This window comes from Sphingobium sp. SG1 (genome assembly GCF_057063145.1).
The window spans coordinates 370,817-388,714 of sequence record NZ_JBVVOJ010000001.1 but is presented as its reverse complement, the minus strand read 5'-3'; the positions used below and the strand labels follow the sequence as shown (position 1 = coordinate 388,714).

Sequence of the window (17,898 nt, the reverse complement as noted above, 5' to 3'; positions counted from 1 at the left end):
GATTTGATGAGCTACGTTGACGCTTACTATGATCGTACCCGTGACACAATTCGTGTAGTCGAGCGGGTTAACGGAGAGCGTCGCTTTGTCGAACATGCGCCGGATCACTGTTTCTATTACACCCATCCGTCCGGCAGCCACCGTTCCATTTTCGGCGACCCTTGCAAGAAATACTCCAGCACCAGTTCGCGCAAATTCCGCAAGGAACTGATGACGGCGAAGGCCAACGCTCGAATGAAGGTGTTCGAGAGCGATATCCGGCCGACCTTCCGCAGCCTGTCCGACCATTACAAGGGCGCGGCTTCGCCGACGCTCAACGTGTGCTTTTTCGATATTGAGACGGACTGGCACCCGGTCCTTCGATATGCCGATCCCAGTGATCCGTTCAATGCGATCACGGCGATCACTCTATATTTGAGTCACGTCAACCGCCTGATCACTCTGGCGCTGTGTCCGCCCACCCTGACGATGGCGGAAGCCGATGCCATTTGCAGTCAGTTTCCCGACACGATCGTCTTTGATGACGAGCGGGACATGCTGCGCGCGTTCATCGATCTGATCGAAGATAGCGATGTCCTCTCGGGTTGGAACAGCGAAAGCTACGATATTCCCTATACGGTGAACCGTATCCGTCGCATTCTGAGCGAGGATCACGCGCGCAAGCTGTGTCTGTGGAACCAATCGCCGCGTGAGCGCGAATATATGCACTTCGGCAAGGCGGCGATCACGTTCGATCTGATCGGGCGCGTCCACCTTGATTACCTTCTGCTCTACAAAAAGCACGTCACGCAGCAGCGCCACTCCTACAAGCTGGACTTTATCGGTGAGATTGAAGTGGGAGAACGCAAGGTTCCCTACGAGGGAACGCTTGATGATCTCTACAAGAAGGAGTTCAAGAAGTTCATCGAATATTCGCGGCAGGACGTCATGCTCCTGTATCGGATCGATCAGAAGCTTCGCTACATCGAACTGCACAATCAGGTTGCGCACGCCAACTGCGTCGACCTCAAGACCACCATGGGTTCGGTGGCGCTGGTTGAGACCGCGATCATCAATGAAATGCACGACATGGGTCTGGTTGTCCCGGATCGGAAAGAGCGCGTCGAGCTTGCCGACATGCTTCATTCGACTGGCGAGCAGGGCGACTTCCATGATGACGATGATGACAATGGCGTCATCGGTGGGCGCACGCCTGTCGTAGGTGCATATGTCGTCAAGCCGAAGAAGGGGCTCCACGAGCACCTTGCCGGTATCGACATCAACTCCCTCTATCCGTCGGTCATCCGCGCGCTCAACATGAGCCCGGAGACGATCATTGGTCAGTTGGTCCCTGAAGAGACCCAGCGGATCATTGCGGAACGTGCTGCGCTGCTTGGTAAGTCGAAGAAGGCGGAGGCGTGGGAGGGCGTATTCAGTTCGTTTGAATATGGCCACATGATGGCGCGTGACGCTGCACCGATCACGATCAAATATGAAGACGGCCGCACGCGCGAAATGTGCGGTTGGCAGCTTCACGACTATATCTTCAATCCGAAGAACCATCTCTGCATTACGGCCAATGGTACGATCTTCCGCACAGATAAGGAAGGGATCATTCCCGCCCTGCTGGCGCGCTGGTACGCCGACCGTAAGAAGATGCAGGGGTTGTCCAAGGCCTTCAAGGCAATCGCCGAGGGCAAGGGTCGTCCGGACGGTTTCAAGAACGATGCCGACCTGATCGAAATCGGTGGTGCTCTCATCGTCGCTGACGGTGATTGGTTCAAGGCTGCCGATGACGAATATCTCCCGGCGATCAAGGCGCTCGCGCAGCTTTACGACCAGCGTCAGTTGGCGCGTAAGATTCTGCTGAACTCGCTCTATGGTGCCCTGTTGAACGAAGCCCTGCGCTTCTACGACGAACGTCTGGGTCAGTCCGTGACCATGACCGGCCGAATGATCGGTCGTCACATGGGTGCCAAGACCAATGAAGTGGTTGCTGGCGAGTATGACCCGATTGGCGAAGCCATCATTTATGGCGACACCGACTCCGTCTACTTCAGCGCGGTTCCGACCATCAAGCGCAAGCCGGATGATTTCGAGGGCTTCGAAGCCACCAAGGAAAACTTCATCGCGCTCTATGATGGTGTCGCCGATATGGTCAACGACAGCTTCGCCGAGTTCATGGACAAGCAGTTCAATACTGGTCTCGAACGTGGTGCCATCATCAAGGCGGGTCGCGAACTGGTCGCATCGCGCGGTCTCTTCATCAAGAAGAAGAAATATGCGGTGATGATCTATGACTATGAAGGCGATCGCACCGACACGAACGGTAAGCCGGGTAAGCTCAAGGCCATGGGTCTTGATCTCAAGCGCGCCGATACGCCGAAGATGATGCAGGACTTCTTGAGCGAGGTTCTGACCGACATTCTCACCACGGGAACCAAGGAGGACATTTTCGACAAAATCCGGGCGTTCCGTAAGACGTTCAATGCGCTTGATTCATGGGAGAAGGGGTCTCCGAAGGCGGTGAAGGGCTACACGGCTTATTCCAAGCGTCTGGAGCGCTCACGCGCTATGAATGCAACGGATCGCCGCCGCGTGACTGACGAGGCCAAGATCACGATACCGGGTCACGTTCGTGCGTCGATCAACTGGAACGCGCTGTGCGAAACCTACGGTGACCGTTACGCGACCCGGATCACTGATGGTGATCGTATCGTGGTGTGCAAGCTCATGACGAATGCCCACAACATGACCACGGTCGCCTACCCGTTCGATGAAGTTTATCTTCCGGGGTGGTTCAAGAAACTGGCATTTGACGATGACGCGATGGAAAACGTGATTATCGACAAGAAGCTTTCAAATCTCGTAGATGTTCTGGGTTGGGATTTGGACGAAACAAAGCCGAAGCCCGGAATTGAATATTTCACATTTCATTGATGGTATATGATGCAAGATTGTCTTCGGGAAATTATCAAGCTCAGTTCCTTCGCCAAGATCGAAGGTCTGAAGGTCATCGGAACTCCGCGTTCCACACGAGTCAGTGCGGTCGACGAAGATCGGGAACTGATTATCAACGTCGAGCTTAAGGAGCCGGTGCCGGAGTTTGAAGGGACTTTCGGCATCCCTCACCTGAAGCTTCTCGACAGCCTGCTCGGTTTTGACAAATATCAGAAGGGCACGGTTGAGATCAAACGGTTCACGCGGACCAACCGTGAGGAAGACGGAACGGAGAAAGTAGTGGAAGTTCCTCAGAGCATCACGTTTACTGATGCCAAGGGAGGCTCTGCGAATGTCTGGTTCAATCATGGCCAGTCGCTCCCGCCCGGTGCCGATACGGACAAGCTCCGGTGGGATGTTTCCTTTGAAGTGTCTAAGGGCGCAATCGCCGAGTTCAACAAGATGTCGTCGATCTTCTCAACCCCCGAGTGTCGTGTATTCGGCATGAAGACGGTGGATGGCGCGCTGCGGTTCACCTTCGGTATCGAGGGGGCCACAACCCACTATGGCGAGATGGTGTTCGAGGAGGGCGTTTCCGGAACTGTTGTTGGTAACCAATACTGGGATTCGGCGAAGTTCACCGCGTCGGTGAAGGCTGCTCTGGGAAGTGGCAATCCGATCACTTTATCGATCACCAATCGTCTGCTTTGTGTATCGACCGAGACCGAATTTGGTCATTATCGATATTTTCTGCGAACGCAGAAGGCTCCTGACGAATAATATTGCACCGCTTCAGCGGAGGCAGTAATTTTAAGTTCTCAAATCCAAGATTGTCTTGGTGACTGATCGACACAAGTCGAAAGGTCTGGTCCTCCTGCCAACCATTCACTTAGGAGGTGATTTCCATCGGTCGCGGCAGTGACTGCGGGAGGACATAGGAGCAAGGCTCCGGAAAGAGGAGGGCTGGTCCCTCCTCTTTTTTTGTCAGAAAAATAATGAAACCAGCCGCCGCGTTTTTCTAATGTCACTCCATTGGATTGGAGCAGATTTGATGACGAACGCTATGAGCATCACTGACGTCCTTGGTGCTGTCGATCGAGAGATCGAGTATCAGGACAAGAAATGGGGCGCTGACAAGGAACAGAGCCTCGCTGGTTACCTCATGATCATGAAGAAGGAGATCGACGCGGCGATCCACGGGTGGATGCATGATTCCACTGGTCGTAATTCGCCGCTGTCGGAGGTTCTCCAGACCGTGACGGTCGGTCTTCGCTGCCTTCAGGCATATGGTGTGGAGGGGAGCACCCGGTCGACCAATGACATCGTGCCAGCACGAGAGCCTGACGCACCCAAGACCATCACGCTTACGACTGCGTTTGAGCGATCGGTAGTTATCGGTGTTGCGATGATCATCGACGTCTTCCCATATGAACCGGACGTCGCCGGGAATGGTTCTTTGATCCGAACCAACACCGGGACGATTTTTGTCCAAGAGGACGTTGAAACGATCCAGCGGATGATGGCGGCATGAGCGGCCGGGTCTATGGTTTTGGTGTGCTCGCGCAGGGCCTCATGACCTATTTCGTGGGCCTGCATCAGACCGATGACGGTGTCGTCCCATCTGGTGCGATCGAGACGGTGCTTCTCGACGGCTGTCAATATGATGGCGAAGACCTGCGGGGCGCACCGTGGATTGGTGATTGGTATTTCACCCGCCGGGCAGATGGCCTTCTTGATCAGCCTAGCTGCTCATGGGCGTCCGACGCGCACTTTTCAGTTGCCGAAATGGTGACTGAAATCATCGAACAATTTGAGAGTGAACGGACGGTTCACTGAAGAGATATGATAGACCCATTTGATATTACGAATTTCGAACGTTCTGACGCTGAATTGGAAGAGTTTTTCCTCTTCTGTGCTGTGGTGGCGGGTAAGACTGCGACCACTCAGGCTAAGCTGCTTGACGGATTTCTCTCTGTCGTTTTCGGCAAATCCCCGTTCGACAAAATCAAGCGCTTGATCCGCAATGGATCGCTGCATGAGCATCTGAAGGAAAGCCGTCTCGGTCAATATAACCGGCTGTTCAAACTTTTCACTGATGCCGTTGAGCTTGATCTGCGAACCTGCACGGTCGAAGACCTTGAGACACTTCGCGGTTGTGGCCCGAAAACCGCTCGCATGTTCCTGATGCACACGCGTCCGGATCAGAAAATGGCTGCGATCGATACCCACGTCCTCAAGCATCTTGCCGCATTGAAAATTCGTGTCCCCAAGGCAACGCCGCCCGCCGGGCCGACCTATCGGCGTCTGGAGGCCGACTTCATCCGCCTTGCTGAAGAGGCCCAGATGTCGATCGCCGATTATGATCTCATGGTCTGGTCGAAATATGCCGGGAAGAGGGCTGCGGCATGAACATCGATGATATCATCGGCATGACCAAGGCGGATGCGATCGCGCTTCTGAAGGAGCACAGCATTTCATATCGGGTTCGCTCCACCGACGGTGTTGCCCATATTGGAACCGCTGACCTGCGGCCAGATCGGGTCAATCTGTTCATCGCTGACGGAAAAATCACTTCTTACCGGTTCGGCTAAATCACCGATGGTAAATAGTCGCACTTAATGAGGAGTATTTGATGTCCAAACTGATCCCCTTCAGGTGGCTTCCGGGTAGCTGGGGGCTCAAGGGTAAGGCTTATGAGCGGGCCGAAGCCGAATATCTCTATGAGGGTGAGACGCTAGAGCGCCACCTGATCGACATCGATTACCCGATCGATGATCCGGCTCTGGCTTCAGAACGGGCTGTAAAGCTCGCCACGCTCAATTTCGCCTATGGGCACTGTGATGAGTTCGAGCGTGATGAGCGATGCCTGAAGGCCACCATAGACGACGAGAAGGTGCTTCGTCAGGCACTCCTCAATCTGTCGCACGCTCATGGGAAGCTCACAGACTATGAGCATGAGCGAGCGATGGTCGAATTCAACTATGAGGATGAGATCGACCAGAAGATCGCTCTGTATGAAATCGACGTCCAATATGGGCATGTGACGCCGCAGATCGGCGAAAAGGAAATCGCAACCCTCAAGGGGGAATCGTGGGTCGGCGGCGACGGAAATTACGAGGGCGATGGCAAGATGCGCTTCGACTTCGAATGGAATGAGCAGTGGATCGAAGAACTCCGGCAGAATGGTTATGAGGGCGCGACGGACGAGATCGTAATGAAGAAATGGTTTGCAGCAATCTGCTTCCAAGAAATCATGTCCTCAAACCCAGATGGCGTTGAGCCGTGGGTTTACGATATGGCGCTGAATTCATTCCAGCGCGGCCAAGGCGAATAGGTCATTTAATTTTGACTATTGAGAAGCGCGCCAACTAACTTTTCCGAAAGGAGATTTTAGTTGGCGCGTTTTGTTATTGTTGATTTGAAGAATCTTTACACGCGGGCGATTAAGGCCGCCGGTCCAAAGGTGAATGCTTTCGATAAGGCCGGGTTTGGTCTCCACATCGCCTTCCAGAGCATGAACCGGCTCTATCGCGATTTCCGGATCGATCATATCGTGATCTGCGGGGAAGGGCGCTCATGGCGCTACGATATCTTCCCGGAATATAAGGCGAACCGTCGTCTCCTGCGCGCATCCATGACTGCGGCCGAGCGCGATGAAGACGCGATCATCAACGACACGTTCAATGAATTCACCGACTTCCTGCGCGACAAAACCCGCATGACGGTTTTGGCTGGTGGTCGCGGCGAGGGTGATGATTATATCGCTCGTTTCGTTCAACTTCATCGGCATGACGAGCATATCATCCTGTCCAGCGATAGCGACTTCATCCAGCTACTGGCCCCAAATGTCCGCATCTATGACGCGATGATGGAGCGTATCGTGACTGTCGACGGTGTGACCAACCTCGCCGGGGAGCCTCTCTATTTCTACGTCGATGGCGGCAGTGGCAAGCTCAAGGTTGGAGACCCCGTGCCGCTGGCGCGCCACAAGCACGAAGAGGCGGAAAAGATGAAGGTGAAGGATGCGGTCAAGAAGGGCAAGAAAAAGCCCTACGAACCCAAGCCATTTGAGTTTGAAGTGAAACCGAACTGGTGGCGCGAGGCTCTGTTTATCAAGCTGATCCGTGGCGACAGCGGCGACGGCGTTTTCTCGGCCTATCCACGCGTCCTTTACAAGGGGAGCAAGGACAAGATCGGAATTCGCGAAGCATGGGGCGACAGCGTCGAAAAGGGATATGCTTGGAATAACTTCATGCAGTCGACATGGGACAAGTTGGTGGGCTCAACGCCCGATGGCGAGCCTCTGTCTCAGAAGGTTACGGTCAGGGAGTCCTATGAATTCAATGAGGTGCTGATCGATCTTACCAAGCAGCCTGAGGATGTGCTGGCCGCATTGGATGAGGTGATCGTGGGGCAGTTGGTGAAGGAACCCAAGCCTACGCTGGCGTTTGATTTCCTCAAATTCTGCGGGAAGCACAATCTCCCCAAGCTCGGCGGAGAAGTGGGCGCTCATGCTCTCTACATGAACGCCCCCTATCCCACTGGCGATCTGGGCTAGTCGCCCATCCATTCAGGATAACCGAACTGAGGAGCGGCTGCCAGCAGTTGCTCCTTGGTCATCCGGTAATCGGAATGCCCCCACACGGCGCGCAGCCGCTTGAGCAACGTGCCCATATCCGGCCCCGGCTTCACGCCCGCCGCGATCAGATCATTCCCCGTTACGGGGAAGGTGGGGGCGGTCCAATCCGACATACGCTTCGCGGATGATGTCCGCCCACCGGCTTTGAGGGCTTCGATGACATAGTCGAGACGAACGCCATCGACTGCGACGTCGAACTTCATCTCTCGTTCGGTGCGAACGACATTGCGCAGCTTGAGAACCTGCGTGGCGCGATCCAGTTCGTCATTGGACCACTTCCACTGACGGGCAAGCTGGGGCAGGGCGAACGAATGGTGGCGAAGATACATCGCCATCAGCACCGCCGGATCGCTGGTATATTGGCGGGAGAACTGCATTTCATCCGCATCACCAAGCGGCAGGTCGATGTTCTCGCTGATGCCGAGATAATAGATTTCCTTGAAGATCGGACCCGGACGTTCGTAGGTCATGAGCTTGGAAATCTCCGACCAGACGCGCTCTCGCGAAATGCCCTTGAGTCCCTCAGCGTGCCGACGAGCGGCCAGTGCGGTTTCGTAGTCGAGCGCTGCATCACCGGCGATGCGCGTGTGGAACCGCAGCCAGCGAAGAATGCGCAGATAATCTTCGCGCATGCGATCATCCGGGCTGCCGACGAAGCGAACCTTGCGCTGTTCAAGATCGTTCTGGCCGCCATATGGATCGATCAGCGTGCCGTCGAACGCCAATGCCATGGTGTTGATCGTGAGATCGCGACGGCCAAGATCGTCCTCGATCGACCGAGTGAAAGTCATGTCAGCGTGACGGCCGTCGTGATTGGCCTCCGTGCGCAGCGTGGTGACCTCAAATTGATCATCGCCGACGAGGACCGTCACCGTCCCGTGCTGGAGGCCGGTCGGAATCCAGCGCAGCCCCACGCTGTCATAGAGCGCGATCTGCTCTTCTGGCGTGGCATCGGTGGCGAAATCGAAATCGGCGGGCATCTCGCCCAGCAGGGCATCACGCACTGATCCACCCACGAACCACAGGCTGTAGCCCGCGTCATTGAAGTGGGCATTCAACGTCCGCATGGAAGCCGTTGAGATTTTATCGATCAGTGTCGTCATGAAATAGCTCCTTGAATGCGCCATCATACCACTTTTAGTGAAAAGGGCAAAGAGAAATATTGAGTTACTGAACCTGACTTCTCCATCGTTCTTCGATGGAAAAGAAAGTAAATGCCTACGGTGGTAAGCCCACCTGTTATGTTCTCATTGGTCCTCCCGGTTGTGGTAAATCGACTTGGGTAAAGGAGCATTTGAAGACGGCTTGTAATCCGACTCATATTGCTTCGACGGATAATATCATCGAGGAGATCGCAGCCAGTAGATCGCTCACCTATAGCGACGTTTTTAAAACTTCATTCAAGGAGGCGGATCAGCGTTTTAAGGCTGAATTGTTCGAAGCTGCTCGGGACAATTATGACATCATCGTTGATCGGACCAATATGGGGGCAAAGGCGCGCGCTAAGATCGGTGCGTGGATTACCAGCCACACTGCAACCCCATATCGCATGGTCGGAGTCCTGTTTGAATGGCGGGAGGATGTTCTGCGTGAGCGCCTTGAGCGCCGTGCCCACGCCACGGGGAAGGATATCTCATGGGGCGTGGTCGAAGGGATGCTGGAAACCTATGCGGAACCGACCCGTGACGAGTTCGATCTATTGACAGTCGTGAAACTGTGACTTAGTCAGACATTTCACAAAACGGGTTATAGACATGACTGCTCCGCTCAATATCAAACCGACGGCCGCGTTGGAGCTTTTCTGGCAAATGGCCGACAAGCATGAGCGGATGCAGGCATTCTATAAGCTGGATGCGATGGTGGATTTCACGAACTTGCAGTTCTGGAAGACATTCTGGAGCATCTGGACGGGTCATGAGAGTATGTATCGCGACCATGAGGAGATTACGTCTCTTCTCGAATCCCGGCCGGGCTCCGATCCTACGATCGGTCTGAGCGCAAAGGAGCGGATGCGCCTGTCCCGTCTCCCCGACAAAGTCACGGTTTATCGTGGCTGCTGGGAGGGCAATCGCCATGGTTGGTCATGGACGCTGTCGAAACAGAAAGCGATTTGGTTTGCAGAGCGGTCGGCGGTAGATCGCAAGCCGATCGTGGTTCGCGCAAAGGTCGACCGATCTGATATCATCGCGTATCTCGATGGGCGTGGTGAAGAGGAGGTCGTGATCAACCCCACTCATGTCACGGATGGCATTCGAGTCACGCGTCTCTCACCCGTTCCGCTGTCGGTTCACAACAGTGCTCGGTTTTACCAATTGGCGCAGGGCGGGGGGTTGTTTAGCCCCGAGTTCGAAGTCGTTAAGGCACGGCTGATGGTTCGACACCATCTCGCACACGGCAACGGGGAAGACGCCGAATTTCTTGCCGATTTGACCAACGGCGAGGAGTTCTGTGAGCGTCTGGGGCTGGAGAAGCTCGCGTTCATTCGTTCGGTCAGGGACCAGTTGACCCGCTATCGCGCCGGTGACCCGGTAATGGTGGCGGAATTGACGGATATGCCCCCTATGGCCTTTTTTTCGATTTGAAATTACCCCGATTTGGGTGAAGGAATAACGTGCTTACCGGCTTTGCAGAAAACGGCGTGATTGTCATAACCGCAGCAGATAACCTGCGGGAATACAAGGTCAAAACCGGTGATCTGGCAGATCGTGGCCTTGAAACCTACTCCCCGTCCGTGGGTGATCTGACCAGCGATCCGATGTATCATGGCATGGTTATTCCGCCTTTCATTGTGCAGGCGGGCGACTTTGATGACCCCCTCAACATCATATCGCGTGAGGAAGCTGTAGAGCAGCAACATATTATGGTCTTCGATGAAGACGATGAGCACGCCGAATTGAATGAAATGTTTGCTCTGTATGAAGTGAACAAAACACGCCCAACCTATGCGTCGGGAGCGACCGGGTCCTTCGTAGTTTCCCCAGCGTCGATCATAGCCGAAGAGTGGGAGGAAGCTGACGCCGATATCGCGCAGATTTCCGATGTCCCTCAACCGTCTGAATTTTACTTCGTGTCTTATGCTCTTCAGGGAATGGGGACGGTCGTGGTCATCACATCTCGCCGTTTCTATGAAGGCGTGGAGCGCAGGCTTTATTCTCAGTGCCTGCCTGACCACCATCGCATCGAGCCGCTGATCGCCGGTATCATTCCGCCTTCTCTGGAAATGGAAATACTGCCCGGCTGCTTCCTTCATGCCGGATCGCCACTCGCGGCCAAGCATGAGATGTTGGCAGCGGGCTTCACCTACGATAGCGGTTTTGTCCGGAATGTGATTTCCGGTTCGTCTACCGTATCGACCGGTAACAGCCCGGAGGAAATATCCGAGGAACTCGGACTGTCGTTGCCGGTGCACCCTGATGAATTTGTCATGGGCTTGCAAGCACATGGTGACGGACACTCGACCTTCGTCATGATCGTCCCCGCTGTCCATCTGGCCCGCTATGGTGATCGCCCCTATGACGTGTTCCTCGATCCGATGATCGAGGAGTTCCTCCCTTTGGGCTATGGCGAGATTGCTCCCGGCGTGTTTGAGGTTTTTCGCGGTGTGGAGAAAGTGCGCGCGGAGCTAGTCGCTCTGGGTATGGTCTATGACGACCAGTTGACCGATATGCTGCATGAAGTCCTTTTCGGTGAAGTAGTGCCTCGGAGGAATGTTGAAGCGCCGATTGTTCCTGAGCAGGTTGCAAACCATCAATGGGATGCGCTGGCCGAGAACTATGATGCTTTTGATGAAAATGAGCGGATCGCGCTTCGCAAAACGTTCGTCCCACAGGAGTTTTTGTTCTACTCCTTCGAGGATTACGAGACGTCCAAGACGGTCATCGTGACTGCCCCCAAGGCTTATTTTGAGAAGCACGAGGGACTGTTCCCGCATGATCTTGGTCTGGAGGCTATGATGCCTCCGGGGATGTCCCATGTGACCCAGAATATTTTCGTAATGAGTGGGCTGGAGACGGCACACGCGACCATCTGGATGGTGAAGCAAGGGTTCGAGGAATCCATGACATTCATGATGTGGGGGAACTTGGCCCTATACGATCTTGGGTTGCTTAGCGACTTGGGTTTGACGCGCTAGAAATTAGTGGCTAGTTGAAGTGTAGCTAACACGATGGAGCTATTTTATGGAACTGATTTTAAAGGGAACAATGCAGGAACTCGGCGTCATGATGGCGCATCTGGGCAACGGTATCCTCACGGCCAAGATCGCCGAAGATGAAGCCGCGCTTGCTGAGCAGGCGGCCCTCGCTGCTCCGGTGCCTGAACCTGCCACGATCCCCATCAGTCTCACGCCGCCCGTCGACGCACCGCCGGTTCCCGAGCCGGTCGTCGAGCCCGCCGCAGTCGCCATTGCTGAGCCGCAGCGCAAATCCCCGGCCGCACCCAAGGCGACCAAGCCGTCGAAGAAGAAGAGCGGCACGAAGCGCAAGAGCAAAGTTCCCAATTTCCTGCTGCCCGGTGCGCCGTGCCGCGTCACGCTCGATGTGATCGAACAGCATCCCGGTATCACCAATCAGGAAGTCGCGGACGCAACCGGTTTCGACCTGAAGAAAGCTTCCAACTGCACCAATCGTCTCGCGACGCCCGGTGTGATCGCGCGTGATCCCAATGATCGGATGCGCGCACGCTGGTATACGGCAGCGGAGGTGCCCGCCCTTCGTGATGGTAAGGCGGCAGCCGACGCGGAGCCGGTGACCGAACAGGTCGCCACCCCTCCTGAAGTCACGCCCCCTCCCGCGCCGGTATCAACGGTTGTCGAAGAAGCGCCGCTTTCCGATCGAGCAATGGTGGTCATCCGCGAAACCCCCGGCCTGATGTCGCGTGAGGTCGGCGAGCGAATGGGTATTCCCTACAACAGTGTCACGGCGCTGATGACCCGCATGCGCAAAGCCAACTTGATCCGCTCCGAAGGGGAGGGCGGCGGTAGCGATCCTTATCGTTTCTACGCAGCCGATTAAAATTGCATCTCAGGGCGGTCGCTTTTTACGATCGCCCTGAGGTGATTTGATGACGAACCATTCTACTGTTTCCATTCTCGATACTGCGATTTCACTCCGCCGGGCGTTGATTTCGAAACACGCCCGCCGCGCGCGCGAACTGACCGCCGAAGAAATCAGCAAGCAGGGGCTTTTGCCTCGCTCTCATGATGAACGTCTTCGCTCTCTGGACCGGTGGATTGCGCGCCTCCTTGGTGGAGTTGCCCGATGATCCGCATGGCAAGCGCGAATACCTTTTACGTGCCGAGTTCACCCCACGAGGGTTGGGCATATATCTGCCTGTGTGACAAAACAGGGCTGGTAGCGATCCACAGCGATTATGGCAGCTTCGCCCATGTGTGGCTCCCGGCGTATCGCAGTGAGCATCTCTACGCCTTCCTGAAGGGCCTTAACCGGGACTATTTCATGGGTAAGATGATGGGGCGTGACTGGATGGTTCCAGATACAGCCCGCATGGCGAAGAGTGCGAAGCAAATCATCCTCCGCGCCCGGCGCGACAAAGAGATCGATTACCGCACGGCGCGCGAGGACTGGTGGTGCGCCGATGCCATCGAAGGGTGTAGTGAGATACACGAAATCGTCGACGCGATCAGCACCGCTGAAACGATCGGTAATTTCCTGTGGGAGCAAGATATCCCGTATCGACCGGATCAGCTAGGAACGCGCTTCTGGAACGAAGTGTGGCTCAAGTTCGTCGCCGCACTACCAAATGAGCGTTGGTCCGATGAAGGGGCGCAGTTGAGCTTCGATTTCAGTTGATAAAATGAGAGCCCCATCGCGATGATGGGGCTCTCTTTATGGTATCTGCATCAGGGTGAGGAAGCCATCCTCATACGCACCACCCGTGTCGATCCAGTAGACATTATTGCGGTTGATCGGTTGCTTGAGCGGCGTGTGGCCATGGACGACATAATCGATCCCTTTGATACCGTCGGGAAACGGATATTTGATCTGATCACGATCCCATAGACATCGATCTTCGAACCGTTCGGCTGCGACTTCAGCACTTGCCCAGTCATCAAATGGCAGGCAGGCGTGGATGATGCCGACATGGTTCCCGGCCGGGGTGTGAACTTCCAAAATGGTTGGCGCTTCGTCCCACAGAATGCGCACATGCTCGACCTGTTCTTCTGGCGGGAGGTCCATGAACCATTTACCGCCATTGTTGAGGTGGTTGCATGGCCGTCCCTTCGCAGTCAGGGCACATAGCTCTTCGTGGTTGCCGCGCACATGGTGGAACCATGGCTGCACCGCGTATTCGATCGCGAGGTGTGACTGAGGTCCGCGATCGACCAGATCACCGACGCTGAGTAGATGATCCTGTTCTTTGTCAAAAGAGACGGCTTCCAGTTTGGCTTCCAGTCGATCAAACCGCCCGTGAATGTCACCTACGGCAAAGACCCTGCGCGCATGGCGGAGGTCGAGTTGTTTCAAAATACCCATTGCCGATATTACCACACTTGATGCTGGCTATTCATTATTTGCGGCGGTTGCGGTTAACGATTTCCATCGACTTTGCAATGCTATCACGGATAGCAACCTGCTCAGGTGTAGGACTGGTCTTGATGCGAAATTCCGCATTGTTCTCGTCCAACATCCGGAATTCCGCTTCTTTTTCTGCCTGATCTATCGCGGCAGCTAGTCCGGAACAGGTCGACCGGAGATCGCCACCGCTAGCGGTTTCATATTTCTTGTGCGAGAGCCAATCTGCGCGCCGACTTGATTGTGTGCGGCGATATTCGATTTCGTAGACTTCTGCCCACGCTTTATATGTGTCTCCAGTCGCCCACGCTGTTATCGAGACATGAATGTCTGGTCGATCGGCGCGAGGAAACTCTTTCTTCATGCGCAGGATGGATCGATATCCATGCCCGGATTGAGGCCGGAGAGGGCGGTAACCCTTGGCTGTCAGGTGATCGATGATATCGCCGAAAGGTTCCATAACGGCTTAATACCACATTTTATGAGATAGTAAAGTGGTTTGGATGCCCCGGCCGGGATTGAACCAGCGTTCCAACATTCAAAGTGTCGTGTCTTACCATTAGACGACGGGGCAATGCCCGTCCTGAATATGGCGCTGTTTAGATGCCCTGCCACGGTTCGAACGTGGGTTGATAGGGTCAGAACCTATTCTCTTACCATTTAGAGGACAGGGCACCAAAACAGCGCCCATCAGGACGCAGTATCAGCGTTGCTGTCGTTGAGCCTCGAAGGGCAGAAGGGTAAGAAGGTTCGTCATGATGAATATATTTATACTTGCAGCGCAAATCGTTGGTCAAGAATTATTTTCCGCGCCCATCAGTTCCTTCGCATTTTCGATCAAGGCAGCGGCCTCTCTGCGATCAGCCTCAATCTGACCCTCGTCAAAACCATAATGGATCGCCGCTTCGATCAGTTCCTGTTCGGACACTACGCTGCCATCGGCGGGTGGCTCTATGCGACCATTCCAATCATAGACGGCATCACCGACGCGCGCCATCGCATGAACGAACGAATGAGTGACCAATAGCTGCGCCGGTAGCCCCATAGCGGCAAATTCGTCGTGAAGAGCCAGTGCCATACCCCAGCATCCACCTTCCTCCCAGTAGAAGCCATATTCGCCTGCGGCCACGGCATCCCACAAATGATAGGTGAAGGGCACGGTGTCATCGACGGTTTCGCAGAGCACTATCCAGTTACGCATGGGATATTTATCGCTTCGGCGCTGGCGTCAGGGATAAATAGCTCCGTATTTCAGGAGCATATTATGGACCCCAAGAGATTTGCCCAATTGGCCGGGCTTGACCCCGAAGAGCGGGAAATGGAACGCGCAAAGAACGTAGAAAATCTTATCCGCGCAGCGTTCGACCACATCGGTCTGACTATCAATTATAACAGCTATTCAGTTCACTACATGAGCAGCGATCGCGAGGCGGTGGTTAACCTTGAAGCATATTCGGTCAGCCTGCGTGATCTGAATAAGCTGGAGGCATCCGGTTTGTCGGATGAATATCATATCGCTTCATCCGGTGATGGCCTTCAGGTGACCTTCAAGGTGCATCCGGCACTGGATGACGCTCGGTTCGCGAATTAGATTCCATGATGGCGGGGAACGCTTCGAAGTCGACGGTGTTCTCCACTTCAAAATAGGGCTGGGCTACCAGCACCTGATTGGAATGAGCAGATCGCCGCCCGGCGCTCCGGTCGATTGACCATGTGACGTGATATATCAGTCCGTCAGGTCTTTTGTGGCTGGAATGTTCGGGCGTCGTGACATGGATGACCAATGCCTGCACACCCGCGTTGTCATCCACCGTTCCGATGACGCGAAAAGTGGCAGGTGGCGGCATCGTAACCTCACCGCCATGTTGGAGGGTGATGTGGTGTGCCACAATGTCAGGGTATGCGGGGGTAAACAGACTGAGCAATCGTTCGCGATCGCTTTCGGATAAGCGCCAGCCGGAGTATTTCATTTGCACCATCCCTGTTTGCGCCCGCCGAAATATGGCCGGGCCAAGCCTGCATCGATCAAATGGTCACCAAGCGATGTGCCATCCGACAGGGTGACGACGGCGTCAAAGCGTCCGCCGTATTTGTCGTGCTGAACAGCCGATAACCATACAATATATCCCTGCCCTCGTATTGACAGTCGTTCGCGAATGGGTAGGGAACTGCGCCGCAGCCGTTCGCTACGGTTGAGTAAGGAGATAGTGGTCTGATGTGCCTTTCGTGCGAGTGCTTTTTCAAATGCGCACTTGCCCCGCTTTTCGGGGGTATCGATTCCGCGAACACGCACTTTCCACGTCAAGTTGGGGAAGGGTGACCAGCCACTACCGTCGAAGGTAAACGTGTCGCCATCATACACCTCTGTGACTCGAACAGGAAAGCCGTATTTTTCCCGGCTAGTGTTTTGGGCTGATGCCGGTATGGTTGCGAGCATAGCAAACAGAATAAAATAACGCTTCATGCCATCACAATACCACGTTTTATTAACAATGCAAGTGCTTGAGGATTAACCAAGGGATGGTCCAACCATGTTAAATGGCGGCATACTGTTTGTCGATGATGATGCCGATCTGGTCGCAATGGCCAAGTCTGCATTGTCCTCCCATGGTTTCACTATTCGCGTCGCCGCGAGCGCCGATGAAGCTATTGGGATTGTCAATTCGGGCTTCAGCCCAGACATCCTATGCACCGATATCGTGATGCCGGGAGGATCGGGGGTAAACTTGGCCCGCGACCTGCGGAAGTTGATTCCGGACCTAAAGGTTTTGCTCATTACCGGGAAGGATGAGCAGGTACTTCCCGATAACATGCGTGATGGGTTTGACGTTCTGGGTAAGCCCTACTTGTTCAGCACGCTGGCGCGTCGCCTTCGCGCCATGGTTCCGCCACAGGATTAGGGCGTCGGTTCCGGTTCCTCAGTTGGTTCTTCCGGAGTAGGTTCTTCCGGAGTGGGTTCCGCCTCGGGCTCTTCGGTATTCCCGGTGCCCTCTTCAGGGGGCGTGCCTTCGCCTTCACCTTCGCCGGGTGCCTCGGGCTCTTCAGGTTTCTCCGGCGGCACAGGCGGGGTAGGAGCGGGGACACCTGCTGGCCAGCCCGATTTTACATCTATGGCGGCCAGTTCCGTGGTGGTGGTTGCATCCTGCGCTATCTGCATCAGCGCCCGTGAGCGATCGAAGCAACCCTGAAAATAGTTGAACGACGCGTCGGCAAGCGCATACATCATTTCGCGCGGAATGGTCACGAACTTACCGATCGACACCTGCCAATTGATAAAGAGGCGGTTCGGGTCTCGCTCCAGACCAGCTACCGCTGCCGTCATGTTCGCGACGGTTGTGGTATCAAGGGCGACCATCATTCCCATGAAATCAAATGAACGAGCGCGCTCCTTTCGTTCATTGTCGATCGCGAGCAGAACGTCCGGACGCATGACTTCGGTATAATAGGTATGGTAATTGTCAATGGTATCACGCATCGCATCATATGAGTCGATCGAATAGACCACATGAATTCCGTCTTCACGGATTTCCCATCCATAGTTGTTGGTCAGATTTGCCTTCTTGATAACGAATTCAACGTCGTAATCCAAAGGGATGATGCTTCTCGATCCGGTCATGCAAATTTCCTTCCTGTAATCGCTGCCTTGAAAGGATTATTTAGTGTCCTACCAGAGCATGAAGTCATTTTGTGAATATGCTCCATACCGAAACTGGTTCGACTCCCTCACTTCAACCATGGAGTGATGGGAAATTTTGCAACCGAGATTGTGTGTATGAATACCTAGAACCGCCATATGTGGTGGTTCGG

General features: G+C 54.6%; 22 protein-coding genes and 1 tRNA gene. 15 read left to right on the top strand and 8 right to left on the bottom strand.

Annotation, left to right across the window (positions count from 1 at the left end):
- Positions 1–6: 6 nt before the first annotated feature.
- From AC0KVN_RS02130 to AC0KVN_RS02095, 8 genes are all read left to right on the top strand, one after another.
- Positions 7–2,919, top strand: a complete 2,913-nt coding sequence (locus AC0KVN_RS02130; protein WP_483655497.1) for a DNA polymerase domain-containing protein — start codon at positions 7–9, stop codon at positions 2,917–2,919.
- 6 nt (positions 2,920–2,925) lie between these two features.
- The gene (locus tag AC0KVN_RS02125; RefSeq protein ID WP_483655496.1) at positions 2,926–3,699 is read left to right on the top strand and encodes a hypothetical protein; all 774 of its coding nucleotides are present in this window, start codon (positions 2,926–2,928) and stop codon (positions 3,697–3,699) included.
- 283 nt (positions 3,700–3,982) lie between these two features.
- Complete coding sequence (locus AC0KVN_RS02120; protein ID WP_483655495.1) at positions 3,983–4,450, top strand: hypothetical protein; 468 nt, start codon at positions 3,983–3,985, stop codon at positions 4,448–4,450.
- Complete coding sequence (locus AC0KVN_RS02115; protein WP_483655494.1) at positions 4,447–4,755, top strand: hypothetical protein; 309 nt, start codon at positions 4,447–4,449, stop codon at positions 4,753–4,755. The genes AC0KVN_RS02120 and AC0KVN_RS02115 overlap by 4 nt, the downstream gene beginning before the upstream one ends.
- A 6-nt stretch (positions 4,756–4,761) precedes the next feature.
- A complete protein-coding gene (locus AC0KVN_RS02110) occupies positions 4,762–5,328 on the top strand; it encodes an HhH-GDP family DNA glycosylase (RefSeq protein ID WP_483655493.1) in 567 nt (188 codons plus the stop codon).
- Complete coding sequence (locus tag AC0KVN_RS02105; protein ID WP_483655492.1) at positions 5,325–5,510, top strand: hypothetical protein; 186 nt, start codon at positions 5,325–5,327, stop codon at positions 5,508–5,510. The genes AC0KVN_RS02110 and AC0KVN_RS02105 overlap by 4 nt, the downstream gene beginning before the upstream one ends.
- A 41-nt stretch (positions 5,511–5,551) precedes the next feature.
- Complete coding sequence (locus AC0KVN_RS02100) at positions 5,552–6,253, top strand: hypothetical protein (RefSeq protein WP_483655491.1); 702 nt, start codon at positions 5,552–5,554, stop codon at positions 6,251–6,253.
- Positions 6,254–6,313: 60 nt separating this feature from the next.
- The gene (locus AC0KVN_RS02095) at positions 6,314–7,477 is read left to right on the top strand and encodes a PIN domain-containing protein (protein ID WP_483655490.1); all 1,164 of its coding nucleotides are present in this window, start codon (positions 6,314–6,316) and stop codon (positions 7,475–7,477) included.
- Here AC0KVN_RS02095 and AC0KVN_RS02090 read toward each other — a convergent pair.
- Positions 7,474–8,661: a CCA tRNA nucleotidyltransferase gene (locus AC0KVN_RS02090; protein ID WP_483655489.1), complete on the bottom strand. Its 1,188-nt coding sequence runs from the start codon at positions 8,659–8,661 to the stop codon at positions 7,474–7,476. The two genes, AC0KVN_RS02095 and AC0KVN_RS02090, sit on opposite strands and share 4 nt — an antisense overlap.
- Positions 8,662–8,756: 95 nt before the next feature.
- Between AC0KVN_RS02090 and AC0KVN_RS02085 the strand changes: the two genes are divergently transcribed.
- The 5 genes from AC0KVN_RS02085 (at position 8,757) to AC0KVN_RS02065 (ending at position 13,368) form a co-directional block, all read left to right on the top strand.
- On the top strand, positions 8,757–9,278 hold the full coding sequence (locus AC0KVN_RS02085) for an AAA family ATPase (protein WP_483655488.1): 522 nt from the start codon (positions 8,757–8,759) through the stop codon (positions 9,276–9,278).
- Between the two features lie 34 nt (positions 9,279–9,312).
- Positions 9,313–10,140 (top strand): hypothetical protein, encoded by an 828-nt coding sequence (locus AC0KVN_RS02080; protein ID WP_483655487.1) that lies wholly within the window; start codon positions 9,313–9,315, stop codon positions 10,138–10,140.
- Positions 10,141–10,169: 29 nt separating this feature from the next.
- The gene (locus AC0KVN_RS02075) at positions 10,170–11,690 is read left to right on the top strand and encodes a hypothetical protein (RefSeq protein ID WP_483655486.1); all 1,521 of its coding nucleotides are present in this window, start codon (positions 10,170–10,172) and stop codon (positions 11,688–11,690) included.
- Between the two features lie 46 nt (positions 11,691–11,736).
- A complete protein-coding gene (locus AC0KVN_RS02070; RefSeq protein ID WP_483655485.1) occupies positions 11,737–12,570 on the top strand; it encodes a hypothetical protein in 834 nt (277 codons plus the stop codon).
- A gap of 246 nt (positions 12,571–12,816) precedes the next feature.
- The gene (locus tag AC0KVN_RS02065; protein WP_483655484.1) at positions 12,817–13,368 is read left to right on the top strand and encodes a phiTE_072 family protein; all 552 of its coding nucleotides are present in this window, start codon (positions 12,817–12,819) and stop codon (positions 13,366–13,368) included.
- Positions 13,369–13,404: 36 nt separating this feature from the next.
- Here AC0KVN_RS02065 and AC0KVN_RS02060 read toward each other — a convergent pair whose 3' ends face one another.
- The 4 genes from AC0KVN_RS02060 to AC0KVN_RS02045 form a co-directional block, all read right to left on the bottom strand.
- Positions 13,405–14,052, bottom strand: a complete 648-nt coding sequence (locus AC0KVN_RS02060; protein WP_483655483.1) for a metallophosphoesterase — start codon at positions 14,050–14,052, stop codon at positions 13,405–13,407.
- 34 nt (positions 14,053–14,086) lie between these two features.
- A complete protein-coding gene (locus tag AC0KVN_RS02055; protein WP_483655482.1) occupies positions 14,087–14,551 on the bottom strand; it encodes a hypothetical protein in 465 nt (154 codons plus the stop codon).
- A 40-nt stretch (positions 14,552–14,591) separates the two neighbouring features.
- A tRNA-Gln gene (locus AC0KVN_RS02050) sits at positions 14,592–14,665 on the bottom strand.
- 219 nt (positions 14,666–14,884) lie between these two features.
- A complete protein-coding gene (locus AC0KVN_RS02045; protein WP_483655481.1) occupies positions 14,885–15,292 on the bottom strand; it encodes a hypothetical protein in 408 nt (135 codons plus the stop codon).
- A 63-nt stretch (positions 15,293–15,355) separates the two neighbouring features.
- Between AC0KVN_RS02045 and AC0KVN_RS02040 the strand changes: the two genes are divergently transcribed.
- Complete coding sequence (locus AC0KVN_RS02040) at positions 15,356–15,682, top strand: hypothetical protein (RefSeq protein WP_483655480.1); 327 nt, start codon at positions 15,356–15,358, stop codon at positions 15,680–15,682.
- On the opposite strand, the gene AC0KVN_RS02035 is transcribed toward AC0KVN_RS02040, so the two are convergent.
- Together AC0KVN_RS02035 and AC0KVN_RS02030 are read right to left on the bottom strand one after the other, a co-directional pair.
- Entirely contained in the window at positions 15,639–16,061 is a 423-nt protein-coding gene (locus AC0KVN_RS02035; protein ID WP_483655479.1) for a hypothetical protein, read from the bottom strand. The genes AC0KVN_RS02040 and AC0KVN_RS02035 overlap by 44 nt on opposite strands.
- Positions 16,058–16,555: a thermonuclease family protein gene (locus tag AC0KVN_RS02030; RefSeq protein WP_483655478.1), complete on the bottom strand. Its 498-nt coding sequence runs from the start codon at positions 16,553–16,555 to the stop codon at positions 16,058–16,060. Before AC0KVN_RS02030 ends, AC0KVN_RS02035 begins: the two co-directional genes overlap by 4 nt.
- 67 nt (positions 16,556–16,622) lie before the next feature.
- Between AC0KVN_RS02030 and AC0KVN_RS02025 the strand changes: the two genes are divergently transcribed.
- Positions 16,623–16,991, top strand: coding sequence for a response regulator (locus AC0KVN_RS02025; RefSeq protein ID WP_483655477.1), 369 nt, complete (start codon positions 16,623–16,625; stop codon positions 16,989–16,991).
- On the opposite strand, the gene AC0KVN_RS02020 is transcribed toward AC0KVN_RS02025, so the two are convergent.
- Positions 16,988–17,707: a DUF4376 domain-containing protein gene (locus AC0KVN_RS02020; RefSeq protein WP_483655476.1), complete on the bottom strand. Its 720-nt coding sequence runs from the start codon at positions 17,705–17,707 to the stop codon at positions 16,988–16,990. The genes AC0KVN_RS02025 and AC0KVN_RS02020 overlap by 4 nt on opposite strands.
- Positions 17,708–17,898 lie beyond the last annotated feature (191 nt).

Coding starts and splice junctions, on each gene's coding strand:
- AC0KVN_RS02035 (WP_483655479.1), bottom strand. CDS start 16,061: ATGAAATACTCCGGCTGGCGCTTATCCGAAAGCGATCGCGAACGATTG.
- AC0KVN_RS02065 (WP_483655484.1), top strand. CDS start 12,817: ATGATCCGCATGGCAAGCGCGAATACCTTTTACGTGCCGAGTTCACCC.
- AC0KVN_RS02080 (WP_483655487.1), top strand. CDS start 9,313: ATGACTGCTCCGCTCAATATCAAACCGACGGCCGCGTTGGAGCTTTTC.
- AC0KVN_RS02090 (WP_483655489.1), bottom strand. CDS start 8,661: ATGACGACACTGATCGATAAAATCTCAACGGCTTCCATGCGGACGTTG.
- AC0KVN_RS02025 (WP_483655477.1), top strand. CDS start 16,623: ATGTTAAATGGCGGCATACTGTTTGTCGATGATGATGCCGATCTGGTC.
- AC0KVN_RS02020 (WP_483655476.1), bottom strand. CDS start 17,707: ATGACCGGATCGAGAAGCATCATCCCTTTGGATTACGACGTTGAATTC.
- AC0KVN_RS02030 (WP_483655478.1), bottom strand. CDS start 16,555: ATGAAGCGTTATTTTATTCTGTTTGCTATGCTCGCAACCATACCGGCA.
- AC0KVN_RS02120 (WP_483655495.1), top strand. CDS start 3,983: ATGAGCATCACTGACGTCCTTGGTGCTGTCGATCGAGAGATCGAGTAT.
- AC0KVN_RS02085 (WP_483655488.1), top strand. CDS start 8,757: ATGGAAAAGAAAGTAAATGCCTACGGTGGTAAGCCCACCTGTTATGTT.
- AC0KVN_RS02105 (WP_483655492.1), top strand. CDS start 5,325: ATGAACATCGATGATATCATCGGCATGACCAAGGCGGATGCGATCGCG.
- AC0KVN_RS02070 (WP_483655485.1), top strand. CDS start 11,737: ATGGAACTGATTTTAAAGGGAACAATGCAGGAACTCGGCGTCATGATG.
- AC0KVN_RS02110 (WP_483655493.1), top strand. CDS start 4,762: ATGATAGACCCATTTGATATTACGAATTTCGAACGTTCTGACGCTGAA.
- AC0KVN_RS02040 (WP_483655480.1), top strand. CDS start 15,356: ATGGACCCCAAGAGATTTGCCCAATTGGCCGGGCTTGACCCCGAAGAG.
- AC0KVN_RS02125 (WP_483655496.1), top strand. CDS start 2,926: ATGATGCAAGATTGTCTTCGGGAAATTATCAAGCTCAGTTCCTTCGCC.
- AC0KVN_RS02045 (WP_483655481.1), bottom strand. CDS start 15,292: ATGCGTAACTGGATAGTGCTCTGCGAAACCGTCGATGACACCGTGCCC.
- AC0KVN_RS02060 (WP_483655483.1), bottom strand. CDS start 14,052: ATGGGTATTTTGAAACAACTCGACCTCCGCCATGCGCGCAGGGTCTTT.
- AC0KVN_RS02115 (WP_483655494.1), top strand. CDS start 4,447: ATGAGCGGCCGGGTCTATGGTTTTGGTGTGCTCGCGCAGGGCCTCATG.
- AC0KVN_RS02100 (WP_483655491.1), top strand. CDS start 5,552: ATGTCCAAACTGATCCCCTTCAGGTGGCTTCCGGGTAGCTGGGGGCTC.
- AC0KVN_RS02055 (WP_483655482.1), bottom strand. CDS start 14,551: ATGGAACCTTTCGGCGATATCATCGATCACCTGACAGCCAAGGGTTAC.
- AC0KVN_RS02130 (WP_483655497.1), top strand. CDS start 7: ATGAGCTACGTTGACGCTTACTATGATCGTACCCGTGACACAATTCGT.